Genomic DNA, 20,041 nt, shown 5'->3' with positions numbered 1-20,041 from the left:
GTCCGCGGGCGGCGCGAGCACCGCTGAAGTGACCCGGATCACGCATTGGCGCTCGGGCGTGAGGTGGGTCACGATGGGTGGAAGGAGGCGCTGGTGGCTGACCCGTGGCTCGCCCTGGAGTTCGGCGCGGATCCGGCGGAGCGGATCGCGCAGGTCGGTGCCGCCCACGAGGCGTTCCTCACCGCCGGCACCACATCCGGCCGGGTCCGGGAGGTGGTGGCCCGTTCCTGGGAGCGGTCCGCGCTGCTCGACCCGGAGGCCACCGCGCCGGTCGACCTCACCGACGACGCGCTGGAGACGTACCGCGCCGCGCACCCGCTCGCCCGGGTGATGCCGCTCTTCCGCGACCTGCTCGGCGGCATCGCGCAGGACGGCGCGCACCTGATGGCGGTCTGCGACGCCGCCGGGCGGCTGCTCTGGGTGGAGGGCCACCCCGGGGTGCTGCGGCACGCCGAGCGGATGAACTTCGTACCGGGCGCACGCTGGGACGAGGCGCACGCCGGCACGAACGCGCCCGGCACCGCCCTCGCCGTCGACCACGGCGTGCAGATCTTCGCCACCGAGCACTTCGTGCGGCCGGTGCAGCGCTGGACCTGCGCCGCCGCGCCGATCCACGACCCGGTCAGCGGCGCGCTGCTCGGCGCCGTCGACATCACCGGCGGGGACCACCTGGCCAACCCGCAGAGCCTGGCTCTGGTCCGGGCCACCGCCCGGGCCGCCGAGGCGTTCCTGGCCGGCGTCGCGCCCGCCGCGCCGGACGTCGCGTACGTGTCGGCGCTCGGCCGCGACGAGGCGGAGCTGCGCGTCGGCGGCCGGCGCATCCGGCTCGGTCGCCGGCACAGCGAGCTGCTGGTGCTGCTCGTCGACCATCCCGAGGGGCGCACCGGGGAACAGCTCGGCCTCGACCTCTACGGCGACGACAGGCGGCACCCGGTCACGCTGCGCGCCGAGCTGTCCCGGCTGCGCCGCGTGCTCGGCGAGGAGCTGCTCGACTCCCGCCCGTACCGGCTGCGCCCGACCGTGCGCGCCGACTTCCGTACCGTCACCGAACTGCTGGAACGTGGCGATCCGGCGGCGGCGCTGCGCGCGTACCGTGGGCCCCTGCTGCCCCTGTCGGACGCACCGGGAGTCGCGCGACTGCGCCGCCTGGTCGACGGCCAGTTGCGCGCCGCCGTGCTGGCCGGCGGCGACCCGGGGCTGCTCGCGGCCTGGACCGCGACGGCGGCCGGCGCCGACGACCTGGCCGCCTGGCAGGCCCTGGCGCGGGCGCTGCCGCCGGGCGCGCCCCGCCGGCCGCTCGCGCTCGCGCGGGCCCGCCAGCTCGCCGAGGAGTACGCGCTGCCGCGCGCAACGTTCCTGCAACGTCCTGGAAACTAGCCTGCCCGCCATCCACCCCAGACGGACGGCGGAGGTACCCATGACGCGCTACGACGCCCCCACCCACTGGCAGTCCCGCTACGACCACTACATCGGCGGCGAGTACGTGAAGCCGCACGGTGGCAAGTACTTCGAGAACCCGACCCCGGTGACCGGGCAGACCTTCTGCGAGGTGGCCCGGGGCACCGCCGAGGACGTGGAGAAGGCGCTGGACGCGGCACACGGCGCGGCCGACGCGTGGGGCCGCACGTCGGTCGCCGAACGCTCGCTGATCCTCAACCGGATCGCCGACCGCATGCAGGACAACCTGGAGTCCCTGGCGATCGCCGAGACGTGGGAGAACGGCAAGCCGGTACGCGAGACGCTCGCCGCCGACATCCCGCTCGCGATCGACCACTTCCGCTACTTCGCCGGGGCGATCCGGGCGCAGGAGGGCTCGCTCGGCGAACTCGACGACGACACCGTCGCCTACCACTTCCACGAGCCGCTCGGCGTGGTCGGGCAGATCATCCCGTGGAACTTCCCGATCCTCATGGCGGTGTGGAAGCTCGCCCCGGCGCTGGCCGCCGGCAACGCGGTGGTGCTCAAGCCGGCCGAGCAGACGCCCGCCTCGATCCACTACCTGCTCTCGCTGATCGGCGACCTGCTGCCGCCGGGCGTGATCAACGTGGTGAACGGCTTCGGCGTCGAGGCGGGCAAGCCGCTGGCGTCCTCGCCGCGGGTGGCGAAGGTGGCGTTCACCGGCGAGACCACCACCGGGCGGCTGATCATGCAGTACGCCAGCGAGAACATCAAGCCGGTCACGCTGGAACTCGGTGGCAAGAGCCCGAACATATTCTTCGACGACGTCAGCGCCGCCTCCGACGACTTCCTGGACAAGGCTCTCGAAGGCTTCACCATGTTCGCCCTCAACCAGGGCGAGGTGTGCACCTGCCCGTCCCGGGCGCTCATCCAGCAGGGCCACTACTCCGACTTCCTCGCCGCCGCCGTCGAGCGGACGAAGGCGGTCAAGCAGGGGCACCCGCTGGACACTGACACGATGGTCGGCGCGCAGGCCTCCAACGACCAGCTGGAGAAGATCCTGTCCTACCTGGACATCGGGCGGCAGGAGGGCGCTCGCGTCCTGGCCGGCGGCGAGCGGGCCGACCTCGGCGGCGAGCTGTCCGGCGGCTACTACGTCCAGCCGACGATCTTCGAGGGCGACAACTCGATGCGGATCTTCCAGGAGGAGATCTTCGGCCCGGTGGTGTCGGTGACGTCCTTCGCCGACCTGGACGACGCCGTGAAGATCGCCAACGACACGCTGTACGGGCTCGGCGCGGGCGTGTGGACCCGGGACCTCAACACCGCGTACCGGGCCGGGCGCGCCATCCAGGCCGGCCGGGTCTGGACGAACTGCTACCACGCCTACCCGGCGCACGCGGCGTTCGGCGGCTACAAGCAGTCAGGCATCGGCCGGGAGAACCACAAGATGATGCTGGAGCACTACCAGCAGACCAAGAACCTGCTGGTCAGCTACTCGCCGAAGAAGCTCGGCTTCTTCTGATGGGCGACACCGTGACAGTGACCCCCGCGGCGGCCGACCTGATCCGGTCGCTGCGGGGGCAGCACGGCCCGCTGATGTTCCACCAGTCCGGCGGCTGCTGCGACGGCAGCGCCCCGATGTGCTACCCGGCCGGTGAGTTCCGCACCGGCGGCTCGGACGTGCTGCTCGCCTCGCTGACTGTCGACGGCGTACCCGAGCCGGTGGAGTTCTGGATGTCGAAGGCCCAGTGGGAGCTGTGGAAGCACACCCGGCTCACCGTCGACGTGGTGCCCGGCCGGGGCAGCGGCTTCTCCCTGGAGGCCCCGGAGGGCGTCCGGTTCCTCATCCGGTCCCACCTGAACCGCTGATCTGTCCGAGATCTTGCAGCTCGCGGGCATCGCGGCGGTGGGATGCTGACGCCGTCCACTTCGGAGTCGCATCCCACCGCCCGACAGGAGACCGCCCATGCACCCGGTCCGACAGCCAGTGCTCGCCGCCGGCCTCACCGCCTTGGCCACCGCCGCCACGCTCGGGCTCTCACCCGGCGCCGCCGTCGCCGCCCCGGCGGCCTCTCCGAGCATCTCCGTCAACTGGTTCGGCACGGCCGACGGGCGGGCGCACACCGCCACCGTCGGCGGCCGGTTCGACTGCGGCGCCGAGCGCGGCCTCGCCTACATCGAGGTGCACCTCGACCAGCGGCGCGGCTCGGTCACCGGCTTCGGGTTCGGCGTGATCGGCGCGTGCACCGACGAGCGCACCGCCGGCACCTGGACCGCGACCATCCCCGCCGACCAGGGCAGGTTCCGCCCCGGCCCGGCCACCACGATCGCCCGCCTGGTGATCGAGCCCAACTCGATCACCGAAACCACCGAGCCCGTACGCCTGCGCCCCCGCTGCGCCCGCCCCTGACCGTCTCGGCGGCCTCCGGTCAGGCGATCTGCCGGAGGTCGTCGCCGTAGTCGAAGATGATCCGCAGCCGGGCTCCGAGGGCATTGGCGTACCGGCTCAGCGTTGCCACCTCGTTGACGTCGAGGTCGCCGTTCTCGATCTGGCTCACCCGGCCGGGCGTGACCCCCATGATCTCGGCGACCTGCCGCTGGGTCAGGCCCAGCCGCTTGCGCTCCTCGGCCAGGTGGAACGCGCTCACCCAGGCGTCGGTCCGGGCGCGCTCCGCCTCGTAGGCCTCGTCGTCGCCGCCGAGTTCGGCGCGGACCTCGTCCCAGTGATAGAACTCCGTCACGACTCCCCCCTTCGCTCGCGCTCGCTGTCGAGCCAAGCCTTGTAGGCAACCTCCGCCGCCGGGATGTGCTGCCGGTACCAGCGACTCCAGTCGCCCGCCTTGTTGCCGGCGACCAGCAGGACCGCCTGCGACCACGGATCGAAGACGAACAGCACCCAGATCGCCACGTCCCGACCGGAGCGGGGCCGCAACTCCTTGAGATTACGGAGACTGCTTCCGCGCAGCGTGTCCACGAGCGGGCGGCCCAGCCCCGGCCCGACCTCGGCCAGCTTGTCCACCGCCACCCGGACGCTCTCGTACGACGCCGGGTCGTGGTCCCGCAGGTCGCGCAGCCAGTGCCGGACCTCTCCGGTGACCCGGACCGACCAGCGCTTCCCGTCCGCACCCATGCCCTGACTATAGCCCGGGCTAAACATCCCGGCCTACCAGTCAGCGGTCATCCAGGAGCGGCTGGGTGGGGTTCCACGGGGTTCCGGTTTCGGCGTCGTGGCGGCGGCGGGCTATCGCTGAGAGCGCCTCCAGCACCACCCGGTTGCCCAGGTACGCGGTGATGTCGGCGTGGTCGTACGGCGGGGCGACCTCGACCACGTCCAACCCGACCACCGGCAGCTCGTAACAGACCCGGCGGACCGCGTCGAGCAGTTGCCGGGAGGTGAACCCGCCCGGCTCTGGCGTGCCGGTGCCGGGGGCCATGCCGGGGTCGACCACGTCCACGTCGACGGAGAGGAACACGCCCTCGCACTCGTCGGTCGCGATGCCGAACGCCTCGGTGAGGCAGGTGTCGAGGCCGCGCGCCACGATCTCGGTCATCTCGTACGAGCGCATCCGCTGCTCGGCCATCCACGCCAGCGTGTCCGGGCCGGGCCAGTAGCCGCGCAGCCCGATCTGGAGGAAGCGGTCGCCGCGTACCGCACCGGACTCGATCAGCCGGCGCATCGGCTGGCCGTGACCGTGCAGCGAACCGAACTCGACGTCCCCGGTGTCGGCGTGCGCGTCGAAGTGCACCAGCGACACCCGGCCGAGGCCGTGGTGCCGGGCCACGCCGGTGGCGTCGGACAGCGCGATGGAGTGGTCGCCGCCGAGGACCACCGGGATCGCCCCGGCGGCGGCGACCGCGTGCACGGCGGTCTCCAGCGCGACGAGCGAACGCTCGATGTCGCCGCTGAACATCTCCACGTCGCCGGCGTCGTAGACGCACAGGTCCTTCAGCCCGTCCACGCGCAGCGCCAGCGACGGGCGGGAGCCGTCGTGCGGCAGGTAGCAGGCCTGCCGGATGGCGGACGGCCCGAACCGGGTGCCCGGCCGGTGCGAGGTGCCACCGTCGAACGGCGCCCCGATGATCACCACGTCCGCGTCGGCGTACGTGACCGGCTCCTCGACCGTGCACGGCGGCACGCCGAGGAACGTGATGTCGGGGCCGTACATCGGGCCGTACCGGGTCATCGTTCCTCCATCCCCCACGGCGAACCGTAGCCGGTGAGCAGGTCCAGGAAGGGGGTCGGCGGGAACGCCTCGGGACCGAGCACGCCCGTGCCGGACCAGGCGCCGGTGGCGAGCAGCTCCAGCGCGACGACCGGGTTGACGGCGGTCTGCCAGACCACCGCCTGGTGGCCGTACTCGGCCATCGACCACTCGTTGTCGACCACGTGGTACAGGTAGACCCGGCGCGGCTGCCCGTCCGGGCCGGTGCCTGTGACGTACGTGCCGGCGCAGGTCTTGCCGCTCATCCGGTCGCCGAGCGTGGCCGGGTCGGGCAGCGCGGCGGCCACCAGGTCGCGCGGCGACACGTCGACGCCGCGTACCCGCACCGGCTCGGTCGAGTCGAGCCCGAGCTTGTGCAGCGTGCGCAGCACCTCGATGAACTCGGCGCCGAGGCCGTACTTGAAGGTGACCCGCTTCGCCTGGACCCAGCGCGGGATGAGCAGCACCTCCTCGTGCTCGACGTTGACGCACTCGACCGGGCCGATCCCGTCCGGGAAGTCGAAGACCTCCGGCTCGCTGAACGGTTCGGTGGTGAACCAGCCGCGCCCGGCCTCCCAGATCACCGGCGGGTTGAGGCACTCCTCGATGGTGGTCCAGATGGAGAACGAGGGCGCGAAGTCGTAGCCGGCGACCGTCAGGTTCGCGCCGTCGCGTACCCCGATCTCGTCGATCTCGGCGAAGAGTTCGTCGGCGGCGTAGCGGGCGAAGACGTCGGACAGGCCCGGTTCGACGCCGATGCCGCAGAGCGCGAGCCGCCCCGCGGCGGCCCATTGCTCCGCGACGGCGAACTGCTCGTCGCCGAGCTTGACCCCGGTCTGGGCGTAGGGACGCTCGGGGTGCGGCCGGGACAGCGACATCGCCATGTCCAGGTAGTCGGCCCCGGCGGCGAACGCGCCTTCGAAGATCGGCATGACGAAACGCGGGTCGACCGCGTTCAGGACGTGCGTGATCCGGTGTTCCCGGCACAGCGCGGCCACCGCGTCGGCGGAGGAAGCGTCCACAGTGGCGGCGACGAACCGGTCGCCGTGCCCGGCGACGGCCCGCGCCGCGCGCGCCGGGTCGTGGTCGGCGACCACCATGAGCTCGAAGAAGGTACGGCGGGCGGCGATGGATACGGCTGCGGAGCCGACGCCACCGGCGCCGACGAGGAGGATACGCATCAGGAGTCGAACCCCAGTCCAAGACGGTCGAGAGTACGGAGCCAGAGGTTGCGCCGTCCGTCGCGCGCGTCGGCGCGGGCGAGCGACCAGCGGGTGAGGTTGATGCCCACGGACCGGACCGGTTCCGGCGGGAACGGCAGCGGCTTGCGGCGCACCAGGTCGAGCCGGGTCAGCGGGGTGTCGGTGCCGGAGAGCAGGTCGAGCGTCACGCGGGCGCCGAATCGCGTCGCGCCCACGCCGAGCCCGGTGAACCCGGCCGCGTACGCCAGGCGTCCGGAGTACGCGGTGCCGAAGAACGCGCAGAACCGGGTGCAGGTGTCGATGACGCCACCCCAGCGGTGACTGAAGCGCACATCGGCGAGCTGCGGGAACGTCGTGAAGAAGTGCGAGGCGAGCGTAGTGAAGGTGGCCTCGCGCTGCTCCAGCGCGGGCGCCACCCGGTTGCCGTAGTGGTAGATCGCGTCGTAGCCGCCGAACAGGATCCGGTTGTCGGCGGTGAGCCGGTAGTAGTGGAACTGGTTGCCGGTGTCGGCGAGCCCCTGCCGGTGCCGCCAGCCGATCGCGTCGCGCTGCGCGGCGGTCAGCGGCTCGGTCATCAGCGCGTAGTCGTAGACCGGCACGATCCAGGAACGCAGCCGGCGCAGCAGCGGCGGGAACGCGTTCGTGGCGAGCACGACCTGCCGCGCCCGTACCGCGCCGGGCGCCGCGTCCGCGCCGCCCGCCGTGCTGGCGAGCAGCGCCGCGCCGTCGCCGGCCAGGCCGGTGACGCGGGTGTGCTCGTGCACGCGTACGCCCAGGTCGAGTGCGGCCCGGCGCAGTCCCCAGGCGAGCTTCGCCGGGTCGAGCAGCGCCACCCGGTCGCGGTCCCACATCCCGCCCAGGTACGTCGGCGACGCCACCTCGGCGCGTACCTCGTCGCGGTCGAGCAGCCGCACGTCGTGGCCGTACCGGCGGGCCAGGTCGGCGTCCGCGGCGAGCCCGTCGAGCTGGTACGGCTCGACCGCCACCGCCAGCTCACCGGTGCGTTCGAAGTCGCAGTCGATGTCGTACTTCGCCACCGTGGCGGCGATGGCGTCCAGGTTCTCCCGGCCCAGCCGTTCCAGCTCGCCGATCTCGCCGGGGAACCGCTCGACGCCGTTGGCGAGCCCGTGGGTCAGCGAGGCGGCGCAGAACCCGCCGTTGCGCCCGGACGCCGCCCAGCCGCACGTGCCCGCGTCGACCAGCAGCACGTCCCGGTCCGGGTCGGCCTCCTTTGCGAGCAGCGCGGTCCACAGTCCGGCGTACCCGCCGCCGACCACGAGCAGGTCGGCGGTGTGCGAGCCGGACAGCGGCGGCAGCGGGTCGGGCCGCTCCGGGCGGTCCAGCCAGTACGGCACGGGCGCGGCGTCGGCCAGCGCCCGGCCGGTATGCGGGAGTGTCATGGCTTGCCCGCCGGTGTGGCGACCACCGCGAGGGCGGCCCGTCGCGCCCGCCGCCCGCGCAGCGAGGTGGCCCCGACCAGCAGCAACGCGATCACGAACATGGCCGTGCCGATCACGTTCACCTGCGGCGGGATGCCCCGCTGGGAGGCGCCCCAGACGTACATGGGGAACGTGACTGTGGTGCCGGCGTTGAAGTTCGTGATGATGAAGTCGTCGAAGCTGAGCGAGAAGGCCAGCAGCGCGGCGGCCACGATGCCCGGCAGCACCAGCGGCAGCGTGATCCGCCGGAACGTCTGCCACTCGCTGGCGTACAGGTCCATCGCGGCCTCCTCCAGCCGCCGGTCCATGCCGGAGAGCCGGGCCTTCACGGTGACCACGACGAACGACACGCAGAACATGACGTGCGCGATGACGATGGTCCAGAAGCCCTGCGGCACCCCGGCGGCGACGAAGAGGGCGAGCAGCGAGGTGCCCATCACGAGTTCCGGGGTGGCCATCGGCAGGAAGATCAGCCCGTTGAGCCCGGACCGCCCGCGGAAGCTGTGCCGGACCAGCGCGAACGCCATCAGCGTGCCGAGGAGCGTGGAGACGACTGTGGCGATGAGCCCGATCTGCATGCTGCGCACCACGGCGTCGCACATGTCCGAGGTGGCGCAGGGCTGCTTCCAGTTGTCGAGCGTGAACTCGTTGAAATCGTAGGAGAGCCGGCTGGAGGGCCGGTTGAAGGACAGACCGGCGACCACCATGATCGGCAGCGTCAGGTAGCCGAGGACGAGCAGGGCCACGCCCATCACCCACCGGTCGGCGAGCCAGCGCCTCATCAGAGCCTGCCTCCATTCGCGACTGCGGGGCTCCGCTTCGCTGCGCTCCTCGCGCTCATCACAGCACCTCCTCCGTGCCGGCCTTCCGCAGGTAGACGAAGACGATCGCCAGGATCGCGGCCATCAGCAGGAACGACAGCGCCGCGCCCTGCGGATAGTCCAGCCGGACCAGGAACGCCGAGTCGATGACGTTGCCGATCATGTACTCGTTCGGCGTACCGAGCAGCTCGGCGTTGATGTAGTCACCGGTGGCCGGGATGAAGAACAGCAGCGTGCCGGCGATCAGGCCGGGCATCGACAGCGGCAGCGTGACCTTGGCGAACGCGCGCAGCGGGCTCGCGTACAGGTCGCTGGCCGCCTCCAGCAGCCGGGGATCGAGCCGCTCCAGGCTCGCGTACAGCGGCAGCACCAGGAACGGCAGGAAGTTGTACGTCAGGCCGAGCACCACGGCGATCGGGGTGGCCAGCAGCCGGCCGTCCGGTCCGAGCAGGTGCACGTCGCGCAGCAGCCCGACCAGCGCGCCGTTGTCCGACAGGATGGTCTTCCAGGCCAGCGTGCGCACCAGGAAGCTGGTGAACATCGGCGCGACCACGGCCACCAGCAGCAGGTTCTTCCACCGGCCGGCCTTCTGCGCGATCGCGTACGCCAGCGGGTAGCCCATCAGCAGCGCGAGCACCAGCGCGATGGCCGAGTAGAGGAACGACCGGGAGAACTGCGGCCAGTACGCCTGGAGCGCGTCCGGGTAGTTGCCGAACGCCCAGGTCATCGCGTACCCGGTGGAGAGCGAGCCGGCCGGGTCGTAGAGGCTGGCCGAGGCGAGCTGCACCAGCGGCAGCGCGAAGAAGACGAGCAGCCAGACCGCGCCGGGCAGCAGCAACAGGTACGGCAGGAGCCGGCTGCGCCCGCGCCGCACCGGCGGCGGCGCCGGTTTCCCGGCGGAGGCCGGTACGTGGGCCAGCGCGCTCATGCCGCCACTCCGCTTCGCTCCGTGCCGCCATGAGACACCTTCGCGCTGAGCCAGCCGATTCGCTCGCTGCGCTCGCTCATGCCGACGCACCCACCGGCGGCTCGTCGAGCAGCGGCGCGGTCTGGTCGTCCTCACCGGCGGCCCGGGGCAGCAGGAACGCGTGCCGCGGATCCCAGTGCGCGGTCACCGCCGTGCCGACCGCCAACTGACCGCCCAGCCCGCTGTTCGCGGCGAACGCGGTCAGCTCGCTGCCCCACGCGGTGCGCACCAGGTACTGGGTGCTCACCCCGACGTAGGAGGCGTCGCTGACCACGCCACCGACGTGCTGGTGTCCGGCCGGCACCCGGTCCGGGTCGTCGACCAGGTGCAGCTTCTCCGGACGTACGCCGAGGAAGGCCGGCCCGTCGGTGAGCCGGGCCCGGCCGGCGGGCACCGAGAAGCGCGAGCCGTGCGCCGTGACCAGCACGTCGTCGGCGGCGCGCCCGCCGGCTTCGGCGGCGAGCAGGTTGGACTGGCCGAGGAAGTTCGCCACGAACGCGGTGGCCGGGTACTCGTAGATCTCGGCGGGCGCGCCGAGCTGCTCGATCCGGCCGGCGTTCATCACCGCGACCGTGTCGGCCATCGTCATGGCCTCCTCCTGGTCGTGGGTGACGTGCACGAACGTGATGCCGACCTCGGTCTGGATCCGCTTCAGCTCGATCTGCATCTGCCGGCGCAGCTTCAGGTCGAGCGCGCCGAGCGGCTCGTCGAGCAGCAGCACCTGCGGGTGGTTGATGAGCGCCCGGGCCAGCGCGACGCGCTGCTGCTGGCCGCCGGAGAGCTGGGCCGGGCGGCGCCGGCCGTACCCTTCGAGCTGCACCAGCGCGAGCATCCGCTCGACCTGGTCGCTCACCTTGCGGATGCCGCGGCGGCGCAGCCCGAACGCCACGTTCTCGTGGATGTCCAGATGCGGGAAGAGCGCGTAGCTCTGGAAGACGGTGTTCACCGGCCGCTTGTACGGCCGCAGCCCGGCGATGTCCTGCTCGCCGAGCAGCACCTGCCCGCTGGTCGGCTGCTCCAGCCCGGCGATCATCCGCAGTGTGGTGGTCTTGCCGCAGCCGGACGCGCCGAGCAGGGCGAAGAACGAGCCCTGCGGGATGGTGAGGGTGAGGTCGTCGACGGCGGTGAAGACGCCGAACCGCTTGGTCAGGTCGACCAGGCGCAGGTCGCCGGCCGGGGTCTGCTGCCCCTTCACGCGCCGATCACCTGCTGGAACTTGGTCTCGTACTCCTTCTCCTGCGCCTCGTCGAGCGCCATGAAGACCTTGGCTTTGGACAGCATCGTGTCGTCCGGGAAGATCAGCGGGTTGCTCGCCAGGTCCGGGTCGATCTTCTCCATCTCGGCCTGCGCGCCCTGCACCGGGCAGATGTAGTTGACGTACGCGGCCAGCTTCGCCGCCACCGCCGGGTCGTAGTAGTGGTTCATCAACGCCTCGGCGTTAGCCTTGTGGGTGGCCTTGTTCGGCACCAGCATGTTGTCCGACCAGAGCATCACGCCGGACTCGGGCACCACGAACTTGATCTTCTCGTCGTCGAAGCCGAGCTGGACCACGTCGCCGGACCAGCCGATGCACGCGGCGATGTCGCCCTTGGCCAGATCGGGCGCGTAGTCGTTGCCGGTGAACCGCCGGATCTGCTTGCTGTCCACGGCCTTCTTCAGCTTGTTCAGCGCGTCGTCGAACTGGGCCGAGGTGAACTTGGCCGGGTCGTGGCCGAGCGACTGGAGCAGCAGGCCGATGGTGTCGCGCATCTCCGACAGCACAGTCACCTTGCCCTTGAGATCGGGGCGGGTGAGCAGCTCGTCGACGGTGCGGATCTCCTTGGTGACGTTCGCGTTGTACGCGAGCCCGGCGAGACCGGACTGCCACGGGACGGCGAGCTGGGTCTCGGCGTCGAAGGAGCGACCGCGCAGCGACTGCAGCAGGTTCGCCTCGACGTTCGGCATCTTCGACTTGTCCAGCTTCTGGACCCAGCCGAGGCGGATCACCCGGGCGGCCATCCAGTCGGTGAGCACCATGATGTCCCGGCCGGTGCTCTGACACCCGGCGAGCTGGTTGCGCACCTTGCCGAAGAACTCGTTGTTGTCGTTGACGTCCTCGGTGTACGTCACCTGGATGCCGGTGGCGGCGACGAACGCGTCGAGCGTGGGGCGCTTGGACTCGTCCTTCTCGTCGGTGTCCATGTACTGCGGCCAGTTCGAGAAGGCGACCTTCTTCTCGGTGGCGGACAGATCCTCGCTCTTGCAACCGGCTTCGGTCTGCTGGGCGCCCTTGGTCCCGCAGCCGGCCAGGGCGCCCGCGGTGGCGAGCAGTGCGGCCGAGCCGACGGTCCCGGTGAGCAGACCACGCCGGGTGAGGGTCCGAAGGGGACTACGCATGTGACGACTCCTTGGGGGGCATCGTCGGCGGCGGGACGGGGGGCGGCACGCCGGCGGGAGGGTCAGTGGCGATGGACGACTGATCCTGACATGAGAAAACCTCTCTCACAAGGGATTCCGTTGCTGGAATAGCCAGTCGCCACGAAATACGCCAGACTGCGCGGGGCACTACGCTCGATACGAAGAATCGGATACAAGGAGCGTCGATGGTCAACCGGCACCAGGAGAACGCCAACGGCGGCCGTCGGGTCACCGTGCGTGAAGGCGCCAATCACGTTCTGCTCGACGACGTGGCGAAGCAGATCATCGAGCAGCTCCAGGAGGACGGGCGCCGCCCGTACGCGAGCATCGGCAAGGCGGTGGGCCTCTCCGAGGCGGCGGTACGCCAGCGGGTGCAGCGACTGCTCGACGCGGGCGTCATGCAGATCGTCGCGGTCACCGATCCGCTCCAGCTCGGCTTCCCCCGCCAGGCCATGATCGGGCTGCGCACCGACGGTGACCTGGAGTCGGTGGCCGACCGGCTGGCCGAGTTCGAGGAGATCGACTACGTGGTGATCACCGCCGGCTCGTTCGACCTGCTGGCCGAGGTGGTCTGCCGCAACGACGCGCACCTGCTGGAGATCCTGCAGAAGCTGCGCGGCGTGCCCGGAGTGCTCTCCACCGAGGCGTTCGTCTACCTGAAGCTGCGCAAGCAGACCTACAGTTGGGGCACCGCCTGATGCGGATTCCGTTGACAGCACAGTGCTATGGCGCTGAATCCGTCGCGGTGAAGCTTCTTCGCTTGCCTTATCGGCACCGCCTGTGGGATAACCGTGGGCAGAGCGGCCGGTGTCACCCCTGACCGGCCCGAGACCCGATGGGGCTGACATGGCCAACGCCACCGACCACCTGTGGATGCACTTCACCCGCATGGCGAGCTACCCCGCCGGCGAGGTTCCGACAATCGTCCGGGGCGAGGGCGCGTACGTCTGGGACGCGCAGGGCCGCCGCTACCTGGACGGGCTGGCCGGGCTGTTCGTCGTCAACGCCGGCCACGGCCGCGCCGAGCTGGCCGAGGCCGCCGCCAAGCAGGCCGGCGAGCTGGCCTACTTCCCACTCTGGTCGTACGCCCACCCGAAGGCCGTCGAGCTGGCCGAGAAGATCGCCACGCTCACGCCCGGCGACCTGAACCGGGTCTTCTTCACCACCGGCGGCTCCGAGGCCGTCGAGGCGGCGTGGAAGCTGGCCCGGGCCTACTTCAAGCGCACCGGCAAGCCCACCAAGCACAAGGTGGTCAGCCGCTACATCGCCTACCACGGCACCTCGATGGGCGCGCTGTCGATCACCGGCCTGCCCGGCATCAAGACCGACTTCGAGCCGCTGGTGCCGGGTGGCATCAAGGTGCCGAACACCAACTTCTACCGCGCCCCCGAACACGGCGACGACCCCGAGGCGTTCGGCCGCTGGGCCGCCGAGGAGATCGGCCGCGCGATCGAGCGGGAGGGGCCGGAGACGGTCGCCGCCGTCTTCCTGGAGCCGGTGCAGAACTCCGGCGGCTGCTTCCCGCCGCCGCCCGGATACTTCGAGCGGGTACGCGAGATCTGCGACGCGTACGACGTGCTGCTGGTCAGCGACGAGGTGATCTGCTCCTGGGGCCGGCTCGGCGAGTACTTCGGCGCGGTGCGGTACGGCTACCAGCCGGACATCATCACCACCGCCAAGGGCATCACCTCCGGCTACGCCCCGCTCGGCGCGATGATCGCCAGCGAGCGGCTGATGGAGCCGTTCCTCACCGAGACCGGCATGTTCGCGCACGGCGTGACGTTCGGCGGCCACCCGGTCTCCTGCGCGGTCGCGCTGGCCAACCTGGAGGTGTTCGCCCGGGAGGACCTGATCGGGCACGTCCGGGCCAACGAGGGCGCGTTCCGGTCCACCCTGGAGAAGCTGCACGACCTGCCGATCGTCGGCGACGTCCGCGGTGACGGCTACTTCTACGGCATCGAGCTGGTCAAGGACAAGACCACGCGGGAGACGTTCGACGAGGCCGAGTCGGAGCGGCTGCTGCGCGGCTTCCTGTCCACCGCGCTGTTCGACGCCGGGCTCTACTGCCGGGCCGACGACCGTGGCGACCCGGTGGTGCAGCTCGCCCCGCCGCTGATCGCCGACCAGCAGCACTTCGACGAGATCGAGCAGATCCTGCGCGCGGTGCTGACCGAGGCGTGGTCCCGGCTCTGACGCCGATGACCGGTTACCGGCACCTCTCGTACTGGCTGTCCAGCCTGGACGAGCCGCTGACACCGCGACCCGGGTTGCCCGGCGACACGGACGCCGACGTGGCGATCGTGGGCGCCGGGTACACCGGGCTGTGGACGGCGTACTACCTGGCCGAGGCCGACCCCACGTTGCGCGTCGTCGTGCTGGAGCGGGAGATCGCCGGGTACGGCGCATCCGGGCGCAACGGCGGCTGGTGCTCGGCGCTGTTCCCCACCTCGCTGCCGGCGCTGGCCCGACGCCACGGCCGGGACCGCGCGCTCGCCCTGCAACGGGCCATGCACGACACGGTCGGCGAGGTGGGGCGGGTCGCCGCCGCCGAGGGCATCGACTGCGACTGGCGGGCCGGCGGCACGGTGACGCTGGCGCGCAGCGAGGTCCAGCTCGCCCGGGCCCGCGCCGAGGTCGACCAGGCCCACGCGCACGGGCTCACCGACGACGACCTGACGCTGCTGGACGCCGCCGAGGCCGCCGCGCGGTGCGACGCCGAGGGGGTACGCGGCGGCACGTACACCCCGCACTGCGCCGCCGTGCACCCGGCGAAGCTGGTCCGGGGCCTGGCGCGGGCGGTGGAGCGCCGGGGCGTACGCATCCACGAGCGCACCCCGGTGACCGCGCTGCGGCCGGGCGCGGCGGTGACACCGGCGGGCGTGGTCCGGACGCCGGTGGTGGTCCGCGCGACCGAGGGCTACACGCCCGGGCTACCCGGCCAGCGGCGCACAGTGGCGCCCGTCTACTCGCTGATGGTGGCCACCCCGCCGCTGCCCGAGGAGACGTGGGCGCGGATCGGGCTGGCGGAGCGGGAGACGTTCTCCGACTACCGGCACGTCATCGTGTACGGCCAGCGCACCGCCGACGGCCGGCTCGCGTTCGGCGGGCGGGGCGCGCCCTACCACTACGCCTCCCGGGTGCGGCCGGGCTTCGACCGGGAGCCGCGGGTGTTCGCGGCGCTGCGCCGGACGCTCGGGGAACTGTTCCCGGTGCTCGGGCCGGACGTGCCGGTGACGCACGCCTGGGGCGGGCCGCTCGGCGTGGCCCGGGACTGGGCCGCGTCGGTGGGGCTGGACCGCCGCACCGGGCTCGCCTGGGCCGGCGGGTACGTCGGTGACGGAGTGGGCACGAGCAACCTCGCCGGTCGTACGCTGGCCGACCTGATCCGCGGCGTGGAGACCGACCTCACGGCACTTCCCTGGGTGGGCCACCGCTCCCCGCGCTGGGAACCGGAGCCGCTGCGCTGGCTGGCGATGAACGCCGGCCTGAGGATCATGTCCTCAGCCGACCACACCGAGCACCGTACGTCCCGCACGTCCCGCCGAGCCGACCTCTTCAACCGCTTCCTGGGCCACTGACCCCGGGTTCCCAATCCGTTGATCAAGGAGTTTGTGTCTCCCGGACACGGTTTCCTTGACACAAACTCCTTGATCAACGCGCGGAGGGCGGCGGGGTCGGTCAGTGGTGGGGTGGGATGACCCGGAGGTGGCCCCGGCGGCCCTGCTGGTGGGGGGCCTGGGGCTTGGTGGTGGGTTCGTCCTCGGGGGGACGGGGCGGGGCGGGGCGGGCGGCCTCACGGACCGCCTCGGCCAGCGCCACCAGGTCGTCGGTGGTGGGCGGCGGCGGCTCGAACTCACCCTCGTGCCGCACCACGTCCCAGCCGCGCGGGGCGGTCAGGCTGCGGGCGTGCGGCTCACACAGGTCGTACGTGTGCGGTTCGGCGAACGCGGCGAGCGGGCCCACCACCGCCGTCGACTCGTTGTAGACATAGGTCAATGTGGCGACCGCTTGCCGGGGGCAGCCGTTACGGGAGCAGCGCCGTGGTGACCTCACGGCGGCAGGGTATCCCCATTACCGGGTCCGGCGCACCGCTTCGCGTTACGACACGCCCGTCATGGTGATCACAATTCCTCCGATCGGCTCCCCGGCGCGCCGGACAGCCGCGCGGCGACGGGTGGACCGCCGCCCCGGGCTACCCTGTCCGTCATGACGAGCCCGCAGAACCGCCGCCCCGGCTCCGGCCGGCGCACCCACCGTGACCGGCACGGTCGCGGGCTGCGCGGGCGGCTGGTGCCGGCCACCGTCCCGCTGGCCCGGACGAAGGCCGAGGTCTTCGACGACCTGGTGCTCGACACGGTGGAGACGCTCGAACGCCGGTTCGCCAAGGAGCTGGCCGGGGTGGAGTTCGCGGTCGAGGACGTCCCGCCGGATCTGAACGTCTACGACTCGGACGTGCTGGAGGACGGCGAGGTGCCGCTCGCCCGGCTGCTGCCCGGGCGGCCCGGCCGCCAGGAGGTGCCGCCCCGGATCGTGCTCTACCGGCGGCCGCTGGAGTTCCGCGCGATGGACCGCGAGGATCTCGCCGACCTGGTGCACGACGTGATCATCGAGCAGGTGGCGAATCTGCTCGGGGTGGACCCGGACGAGCTGGCCTGACGCCGCCACCCGGCCGGCCCCCGCCGGCCGGACAGCGACCCGGGCCCGGACGGCCCCCACCGCCCGTCGGCCCGTACGTGGATCAGGCGGCGACCCGCCGCTTGAGCTTGCGCCGCTCCCGCTCGGAGAGGCCACCCCAGATTCCGAACCGCTCGTCGTGGCCGAGCGCGTACTCCAGGCATTCCGTCTTCACTTCGCACCGCGAGCAGATGCGCTTCGCCTCGCGGGTCGAGCCGCCCTTCTCGGGAAAGAACGCCTCCGGGTCGGTCTGCGAGCAGAGCGCCCGCTCCTGCCACTCCGGCGCGTTCCCGAGCAGGTCGGCCACCTCGAGCTGGCCGTCCATCGATTGCCTCCTTGTCGCGCACCGGCGTCATTCGCCGCTGCAACCCCCCACGCGAAAGGCGTGCCTGTCCGTACGGTCACCATTTGTTGCGTTCCGTGCGAACAACCCCATTCAAATTACACGCGTGTAATGCGTGCGCCGTCAAGCCAAACTTGATAATGGAGTCGCCCTCCCGACACGTCCGGGACGACCGCCGCGGTCGCCCGTAGCCTCGCAACCTGCCCTATCGATTCAGACCCCGGACGAGTAACGCCCTCCCCGGCGAGTTGCCGGAAGTTTTCTGCCGTGGCGCACCGCCGGCGGGCCGGCCGGACGCCCCCGCCGGCCGCTCGTACCAAGATCAGAATTGGTGGGCCAAAGGGTAACGCGCTCGTTGCGGTACCGCCCGCCGAGCCGTCCAACGCCGACTGCGCCCCGTCCACCATGTGGACAGGGCGCAGGCGTCGGCGCGGTCGCCGGTTCAGTCCACCCGGGCGGGTGAGCTGGTCGGCCAGACGAATTCGGCGATACACCCACCGGTAACAGAGATCGCGCCGGCCGATGTGTTCTCGTCCCGCCAGACGGTATAGACACCCGCCTCCAGATCCGGGTAGACGGCACTGTGGAAGACCCCGTCCAGGACGTGCCGCTCGCGTACCGCGGAGTGGGTCCGCGGGCTGTCGAGGTCCGCCCGGCTGATCTCGATTTCCCGGCCGTGCAGGTCCCGGCCGGTGTGGATGATCAGCGCGCCGCGGTCGCCGCCGAGGTCGAGCACGACGCTGCCGACCTCCGACGGGCCGAGATCGTGATGGTGTGACATCCGCGTCTCCCGTCAGGACTTCTTCGCCTGCGGGTTGCCGAACCCGTCGTACGGTGTGCCGAGGAACGGGAAGTCGGCCAGGAACGGCGCGGTGACGTCGGCCGCGCTCAGACCCGGCGTGACCGCCGCGGCGGCGGCGTCCGGACGGAACGTCTTGTCGACAAGTGGCACGGTCAGTCCCGCGATGGCACGCAGCGCGATCGTCACCACGTCGTCGGCGACGCGACGGCCGTTCGGGTAACCGGCCAGGTCGCCGCCGAGCACGCCGAACCGGTCCGGTGTGCGGCTGGGCCGGATCGCCGTGTTCAGCCGCAGCATGTCCGCCTGGACGTCGCCGGTGGTGTTGGCGAAGCCGTCGATCAGTCCGGCCGGGATTCCGGTGAGCAGGATCGCCACCAGGTCGGCGCGCGGCTTCTTGGACTTGTTCAGCGCGTCCAGATTTCCGAACACGCCCGGGTACAGCGCCGGCAGCAGCGCGGCCAGCTCGGGCCGCTCGACGAACCCGGCGAAGCGCTTGTCCTCCGACGGCGGCAGCGTGTTCCAGACGTCCTTCCGGGACATCGGCACGATGACCTCGTTGAACAACGGGTTACCGAGCCGCGACACCTGGGTGAACGGACCGGCCGCGGTGTCCGCGGAGACCCGGTCGCCGAGCACCCGGACCTGCTGGCGGGACGCGCTGGTCCACACCCCGATGGTCGAGGCGCGGTCGGCCACGCCGTAGCGGGCGGCCTTACGGCGCACCTGGCTCAGCGGCACCTGCACGGCGAGGCTGTGCACGTTCAGCCGGTCCAGCGCGTTCACCGGCTCGCCCTCGGTCCGGAACAGCTTCTTGCCGGCCACGTGCAACTGCTGGAACGGCCGCAGCGTGCCCAGGTCGAACACCGCGCCCAGGTCGACGAAGAAGCCGTCGGCCCGCTGGCCGGCGAACACCTTCTCGCCGGTGGACAGCTTGAACGTCGCCTGGCGTACCAGGTTCTGGTACTTCGGGGTGGACAGCGGCCCGACGTTGCAGGGCGGGCAGGGCAGCTTGTGCGCCAGCACCCGCGCCCGGCCGTCGGCGATCCGGGTCAGCCGGTAGAACTGCCGCCGGTTCCAGTTCTTGCTCTCCAGCGACTCGATCGGCCCGGTGTTGTAGAGAAAGCTGTTCTGGTTCGTGATCTCGGTGGTGAATTCGAAACGATAGGTGACGTCCGGATTACCGTCGCCGTCGTTGTCGATGTGAATCTCGTACCGGACGTCGTCGCCGAACTCGAAGAAGTTCGGGCCGCCGGAGGGAAGTTGCAGCGGCACGTAGTTGGCGATCAACGTGACCGTGTCCGGCTGGCTCGGCGTGACGAACGCGTACAGGTCGGAACTGTCGGCGACCGGATCCTTGGCGATCTCCGGGGCCTCGCGGTGAGAGGACATGACGGACGCACCTTCGTCGGGGGAACGGAAGACGGAACCGGCGCCGGGAGCCCACGCCGGTGGAGGGGTGGGATCAGCGCCGGCCGGCGGCGCGCACCAGGCGGTCGGCCAGACCGCGGTCGCGGATCTCGACCCTTGTCGTACCGACGAAGACGTCGATCGCGCCGGTGGCGGCGTCGCGGAGGTGAGCCACGATCGGCTCGTCGCGCCGGCTCGCCGTGGGGGAGTTCTGCGCGGCGGACAGGCCCGGCACGGTGAGGGCGGCGGCGCCCAGCGTCGCGCTCGCCGCGGCGGTGAGCGTCTGCCTGCGGGTCAACCGCGGCCAGGTCCGCCGTTTCTTCGGCGCGTCGGTGGTCTCGTCAGTGCTCATCGGCAACCTTTCCGGACCGGCGCCGCAGCGCCGC

General features: G+C 71.5%; 22 protein-coding genes. 8 read left to right on the top strand and 14 right to left on the bottom strand.

The genetic code is table 11. From position 1 onward, the window contains the following. Positions 1 to 93 precede the first annotated feature (93 nt). From PVK74_RS26145 to PVK74_RS26130, 4 genes are all read left to right on the top strand, one after another. Positions 94 to 1,377 (top strand): sigma-54-dependent transcriptional regulator family protein, encoded by a 1,284-nt coding sequence (locus PVK74_RS26145; RefSeq protein ID WP_064447716.1) that lies wholly within the window; start codon positions 94 to 96, stop codon positions 1,375 to 1,377. Between the two features lie 40 nt (positions 1,378 to 1,417). Beyond that, on the top strand, positions 1,418 to 2,923 hold the full coding sequence (gene adh, locus PVK74_RS26140) for an aldehyde dehydrogenase (protein WP_043326441.1): 1,506 nt from the start codon (positions 1,418 to 1,420) through the stop codon (positions 2,921 to 2,923). Then, positions 2,923 to 3,270 (top strand): DUF779 domain-containing protein, encoded by a 348-nt coding sequence (locus tag PVK74_RS26135; protein WP_043326443.1) that lies wholly within the window; start codon positions 2,923 to 2,925, stop codon positions 3,268 to 3,270. Before adh ends, PVK74_RS26135 begins: the two co-directional genes overlap by 1 nt. Positions 3,271 to 3,367: 97 nt before the next feature. Continuing rightward, positions 3,368 to 3,811, top strand: coding sequence for a hypothetical protein (locus PVK74_RS26130; protein ID WP_274477442.1), 444 nt, complete (start codon positions 3,368 to 3,370; stop codon positions 3,809 to 3,811). 19 nt (positions 3,812 to 3,830) lie between these two features. Here PVK74_RS26130 and PVK74_RS26125 read toward each other — a convergent pair whose 3' ends face one another. The 9 genes from PVK74_RS26125 to PVK74_RS26085 all read right to left on the bottom strand — a co-directional run bounded on the left by PVK74_RS26125 (position 3,831) and on the right by PVK74_RS26085 (position 12,408). Beyond that, a complete protein-coding gene (locus PVK74_RS26125) occupies positions 3,831 to 4,142 on the bottom strand; it encodes a helix-turn-helix domain-containing protein (protein WP_013284175.1) in 312 nt (103 codons plus the stop codon). After that, positions 4,139 to 4,531 carry a type II toxin-antitoxin system RelE/ParE family toxin gene (locus PVK74_RS26120; RefSeq protein WP_274477441.1) on the bottom strand — a complete coding sequence of 131 codons (393 nt, stop codon included), beginning with the start codon at positions 4,529 to 4,531 and terminating at the stop codon, positions 4,139 to 4,141. Before PVK74_RS26120 ends, PVK74_RS26125 begins: the two co-directional genes overlap by 4 nt. Positions 4,532 to 4,571: 40 nt before the next feature. Then, positions 4,572 to 5,585: an agmatinase gene (speB, locus tag PVK74_RS26115; protein WP_274477440.1), complete on the bottom strand. Its 1,014-nt coding sequence runs from the start codon at positions 5,583 to 5,585 to the stop codon at positions 4,572 to 4,574. Further along, entirely contained in the window at positions 5,582 to 6,784 is a 1,203-nt protein-coding gene (locus tag PVK74_RS26110; protein ID WP_274477439.1) for a saccharopine dehydrogenase family protein, read from the bottom strand. The genes speB and PVK74_RS26110 overlap by 4 nt, the downstream gene beginning before the upstream one ends. Next, the gene (locus PVK74_RS26105) at positions 6,784 to 8,205 is read right to left on the bottom strand and encodes an NAD(P)/FAD-dependent oxidoreductase (RefSeq protein WP_043326455.1); all 1,422 of its coding nucleotides are present in this window, start codon (positions 8,203 to 8,205) and stop codon (positions 6,784 to 6,786) included. Before PVK74_RS26105 ends, PVK74_RS26110 begins: the two co-directional genes overlap by 1 nt. Then, complete coding sequence (locus tag PVK74_RS26100; RefSeq protein ID WP_043326456.1) at positions 8,202 to 9,026, bottom strand: ABC transporter permease; 825 nt, start codon at positions 9,024 to 9,026, stop codon at positions 8,202 to 8,204. Before PVK74_RS26100 ends, PVK74_RS26105 begins: the two co-directional genes overlap by 4 nt. Positions 9,027 to 9,084: 58 nt before the next feature. Beyond that, positions 9,085 to 9,993 carry an ABC transporter permease gene (locus tag PVK74_RS26095; protein ID WP_113971992.1) on the bottom strand — a complete coding sequence of 303 codons (909 nt, stop codon included), beginning with the start codon at positions 9,991 to 9,993 and terminating at the stop codon, positions 9,085 to 9,087. Between the two features lie 76 nt (positions 9,994 to 10,069). Continuing rightward, positions 10,070 to 11,227, bottom strand: a complete 1,158-nt coding sequence (locus PVK74_RS26090; protein WP_113971993.1) for an ABC transporter ATP-binding protein — start codon at positions 11,225 to 11,227, stop codon at positions 10,070 to 10,072. Beyond that, a complete protein-coding gene (locus PVK74_RS26085; protein WP_064447711.1) occupies positions 11,224 to 12,408 on the bottom strand; it encodes a polyamine ABC transporter substrate-binding protein in 1,185 nt (394 codons plus the stop codon). Before PVK74_RS26085 ends, PVK74_RS26090 begins: the two co-directional genes overlap by 4 nt. 206 nt (positions 12,409 to 12,614) lie before the next feature. Here PVK74_RS26085 and PVK74_RS26080 point away from each other — a divergent pair, with 206 nt between their 5' ends. The 3 genes from PVK74_RS26080 to PVK74_RS26070 all read left to right on the top strand — a co-directional run bounded on the left by PVK74_RS26080 (position 12,615) and on the right by PVK74_RS26070 (position 16,007). Beyond that, positions 12,615 to 13,127 carry an Lrp/AsnC family transcriptional regulator gene (locus tag PVK74_RS26080; protein ID WP_030501361.1) on the top strand — a complete coding sequence of 171 codons (513 nt, stop codon included), beginning with the start codon at positions 12,615 to 12,617 and terminating at the stop codon, positions 13,125 to 13,127. Positions 13,128 to 13,275: 148 nt separating this feature from the next. Next, positions 13,276 to 14,622, top strand: a complete 1,347-nt coding sequence (locus PVK74_RS26075; protein ID WP_043326464.1) for an aspartate aminotransferase family protein — start codon at positions 13,276 to 13,278, stop codon at positions 14,620 to 14,622. Positions 14,623 to 14,627: 5 nt separating this feature from the next. Then, positions 14,628 to 16,007 (top strand): NAD(P)/FAD-dependent oxidoreductase, encoded by a 1,380-nt coding sequence (locus PVK74_RS26070; protein WP_274479323.1) that lies wholly within the window; start codon positions 14,628 to 14,630, stop codon positions 16,005 to 16,007. 100 nt (positions 16,008 to 16,107) lie between these two features. On the opposite strand, the gene PVK74_RS26065 is transcribed toward PVK74_RS26070, so the two are convergent. Further along, complete coding sequence (locus PVK74_RS26065) at positions 16,108 to 16,482, bottom strand: DUF3499 domain-containing protein (RefSeq protein WP_043326466.1); 375 nt, start codon at positions 16,480 to 16,482, stop codon at positions 16,108 to 16,110. Positions 16,483 to 16,635: 153 nt separating this feature from the next. On the opposite strand from PVK74_RS26065, the gene PVK74_RS26060 reads away from it, so the two are divergent. Further along, complete coding sequence (locus tag PVK74_RS26060; protein ID WP_018787548.1) at positions 16,636 to 17,085, top strand: metallopeptidase family protein; 450 nt, start codon at positions 16,636 to 16,638, stop codon at positions 17,083 to 17,085. Between the two features lie 82 nt (positions 17,086 to 17,167). On the opposite strand, the gene PVK74_RS26055 is transcribed toward PVK74_RS26060, so the two are convergent. From PVK74_RS26055 to PVK74_RS26040, 4 genes are all read right to left on the bottom strand, one after another. Continuing rightward, the gene (locus PVK74_RS26055; protein WP_013284161.1) at positions 17,168 to 17,428 is read right to left on the bottom strand and encodes a WhiB family transcriptional regulator; all 261 of its coding nucleotides are present in this window, start codon (positions 17,426 to 17,428) and stop codon (positions 17,168 to 17,170) included. Between the two features lie 460 nt (positions 17,429 to 17,888). Further along, positions 17,889 to 18,227 carry a phospholipase gene (locus tag PVK74_RS26050; protein ID WP_274477438.1) on the bottom strand — a complete coding sequence of 113 codons (339 nt, stop codon included), beginning with the start codon at positions 18,225 to 18,227 and terminating at the stop codon, positions 17,889 to 17,891. A gap of 12 nt (positions 18,228 to 18,239) precedes the next feature. Next, positions 18,240 to 19,637 (bottom strand): DUF4331 domain-containing protein, encoded by a 1,398-nt coding sequence (locus PVK74_RS26045; RefSeq protein ID WP_274477437.1) that lies wholly within the window; start codon positions 19,635 to 19,637, stop codon positions 18,240 to 18,242. A gap of 73 nt (positions 19,638 to 19,710) precedes the next feature. Further along, on the bottom strand, positions 19,711 to 20,007 hold the full coding sequence (locus tag PVK74_RS26040; RefSeq protein WP_030501355.1) for a hypothetical protein: 297 nt from the start codon (positions 20,005 to 20,007) through the stop codon (positions 19,711 to 19,713). Positions 20,008 to 20,041 lie beyond the last annotated feature (34 nt).

Source organism: Micromonospora chalcea (genome assembly GCF_028768405.1).
GTDB lineage: Bacteria > Actinomycetota > Actinomycetes > Mycobacteriales > Micromonosporaceae > Micromonospora > Micromonospora chalcea.
Note: the sequence above shows the minus strand (reverse complement) of the source record. Positions and strands in the feature narration are given on the sequence as shown.

Bases quoted from the DNA above. Each gene is read 5' to 3' on its own strand.
- PVK74_RS26050 (WP_274477438.1), bottom strand. From the start codon at position 18,227: ATGTCACACCATCACGATCTCGGCCCGTCGGAGGTCGGCAGCGTCGTG.
- PVK74_RS26075 (WP_043326464.1), top strand. From the start codon at position 13,276: ATGGCCAACGCCACCGACCACCTGTGGATGCACTTCACCCGCATGGCG.
- PVK74_RS26060 (WP_018787548.1), top strand. From the start codon at position 16,636: ATGACGAGCCCGCAGAACCGCCGCCCCGGCTCCGGCCGGCGCACCCAC.
- PVK74_RS26040 (WP_030501355.1), bottom strand. From the start codon at position 20,007: ATGAGCACTGACGAGACCACCGACGCGCCGAAGAAACGGCGGACCTGG.
- PVK74_RS26130 (WP_274477442.1), top strand. From the start codon at position 3,368: ATGCACCCGGTCCGACAGCCAGTGCTCGCCGCCGGCCTCACCGCCTTG.
- PVK74_RS26045 (WP_274477437.1), bottom strand. From the start codon at position 19,637: ATGTCCTCTCACCGCGAGGCCCCGGAGATCGCCAAGGATCCGGTCGCC.
- speB (WP_274477440.1), bottom strand. From the start codon at position 5,585: ATGACCCGGTACGGCCCGATGTACGGCCCCGACATCACGTTCCTCGGC.
- PVK74_RS26085 (WP_064447711.1), bottom strand. From the start codon at position 12,408: ATGCGTAGTCCCCTTCGGACCCTCACCCGGCGTGGTCTGCTCACCGGG.
- PVK74_RS26070 (WP_274479323.1), top strand. From the start codon at position 14,628: ATGACCGGTTACCGGCACCTCTCGTACTGGCTGTCCAGCCTGGACGAG.
- PVK74_RS26110 (WP_274477439.1), bottom strand. From the start codon at position 6,784: ATGCGTATCCTCCTCGTCGGCGCCGGTGGCGTCGGCTCCGCAGCCGTA.
- PVK74_RS26105 (WP_043326455.1), bottom strand. From the start codon at position 8,205: ATGACACTCCCGCATACCGGCCGGGCGCTGGCCGACGCCGCGCCCGTG.
- PVK74_RS26135 (WP_043326443.1), top strand. From the start codon at position 2,923: ATGGGCGACACCGTGACAGTGACCCCCGCGGCGGCCGACCTGATCCGG.
- PVK74_RS26080 (WP_030501361.1), top strand. From the start codon at position 12,615: ATGGTCAACCGGCACCAGGAGAACGCCAACGGCGGCCGTCGGGTCACC.
- PVK74_RS26100 (WP_043326456.1), bottom strand. From the start codon at position 9,026: ATGAGGCGCTGGCTCGCCGACCGGTGGGTGATGGGCGTGGCCCTGCTC.
- PVK74_RS26055 (WP_013284161.1), bottom strand. From the start codon at position 17,428: ATGGACGGCCAGCTCGAGGTGGCCGACCTGCTCGGGAACGCGCCGGAG.
- adh (WP_043326441.1), top strand. From the start codon at position 1,418: ATGACGCGCTACGACGCCCCCACCCACTGGCAGTCCCGCTACGACCAC.
- PVK74_RS26120 (WP_274477441.1), bottom strand. From the start codon at position 4,531: ATGGGTGCGGACGGGAAGCGCTGGTCGGTCCGGGTCACCGGAGAGGTC.
- PVK74_RS26095 (WP_113971992.1), bottom strand. From the start codon at position 9,993: ATGAGCGCGCTGGCCCACGTACCGGCCTCCGCCGGGAAACCGGCGCCG.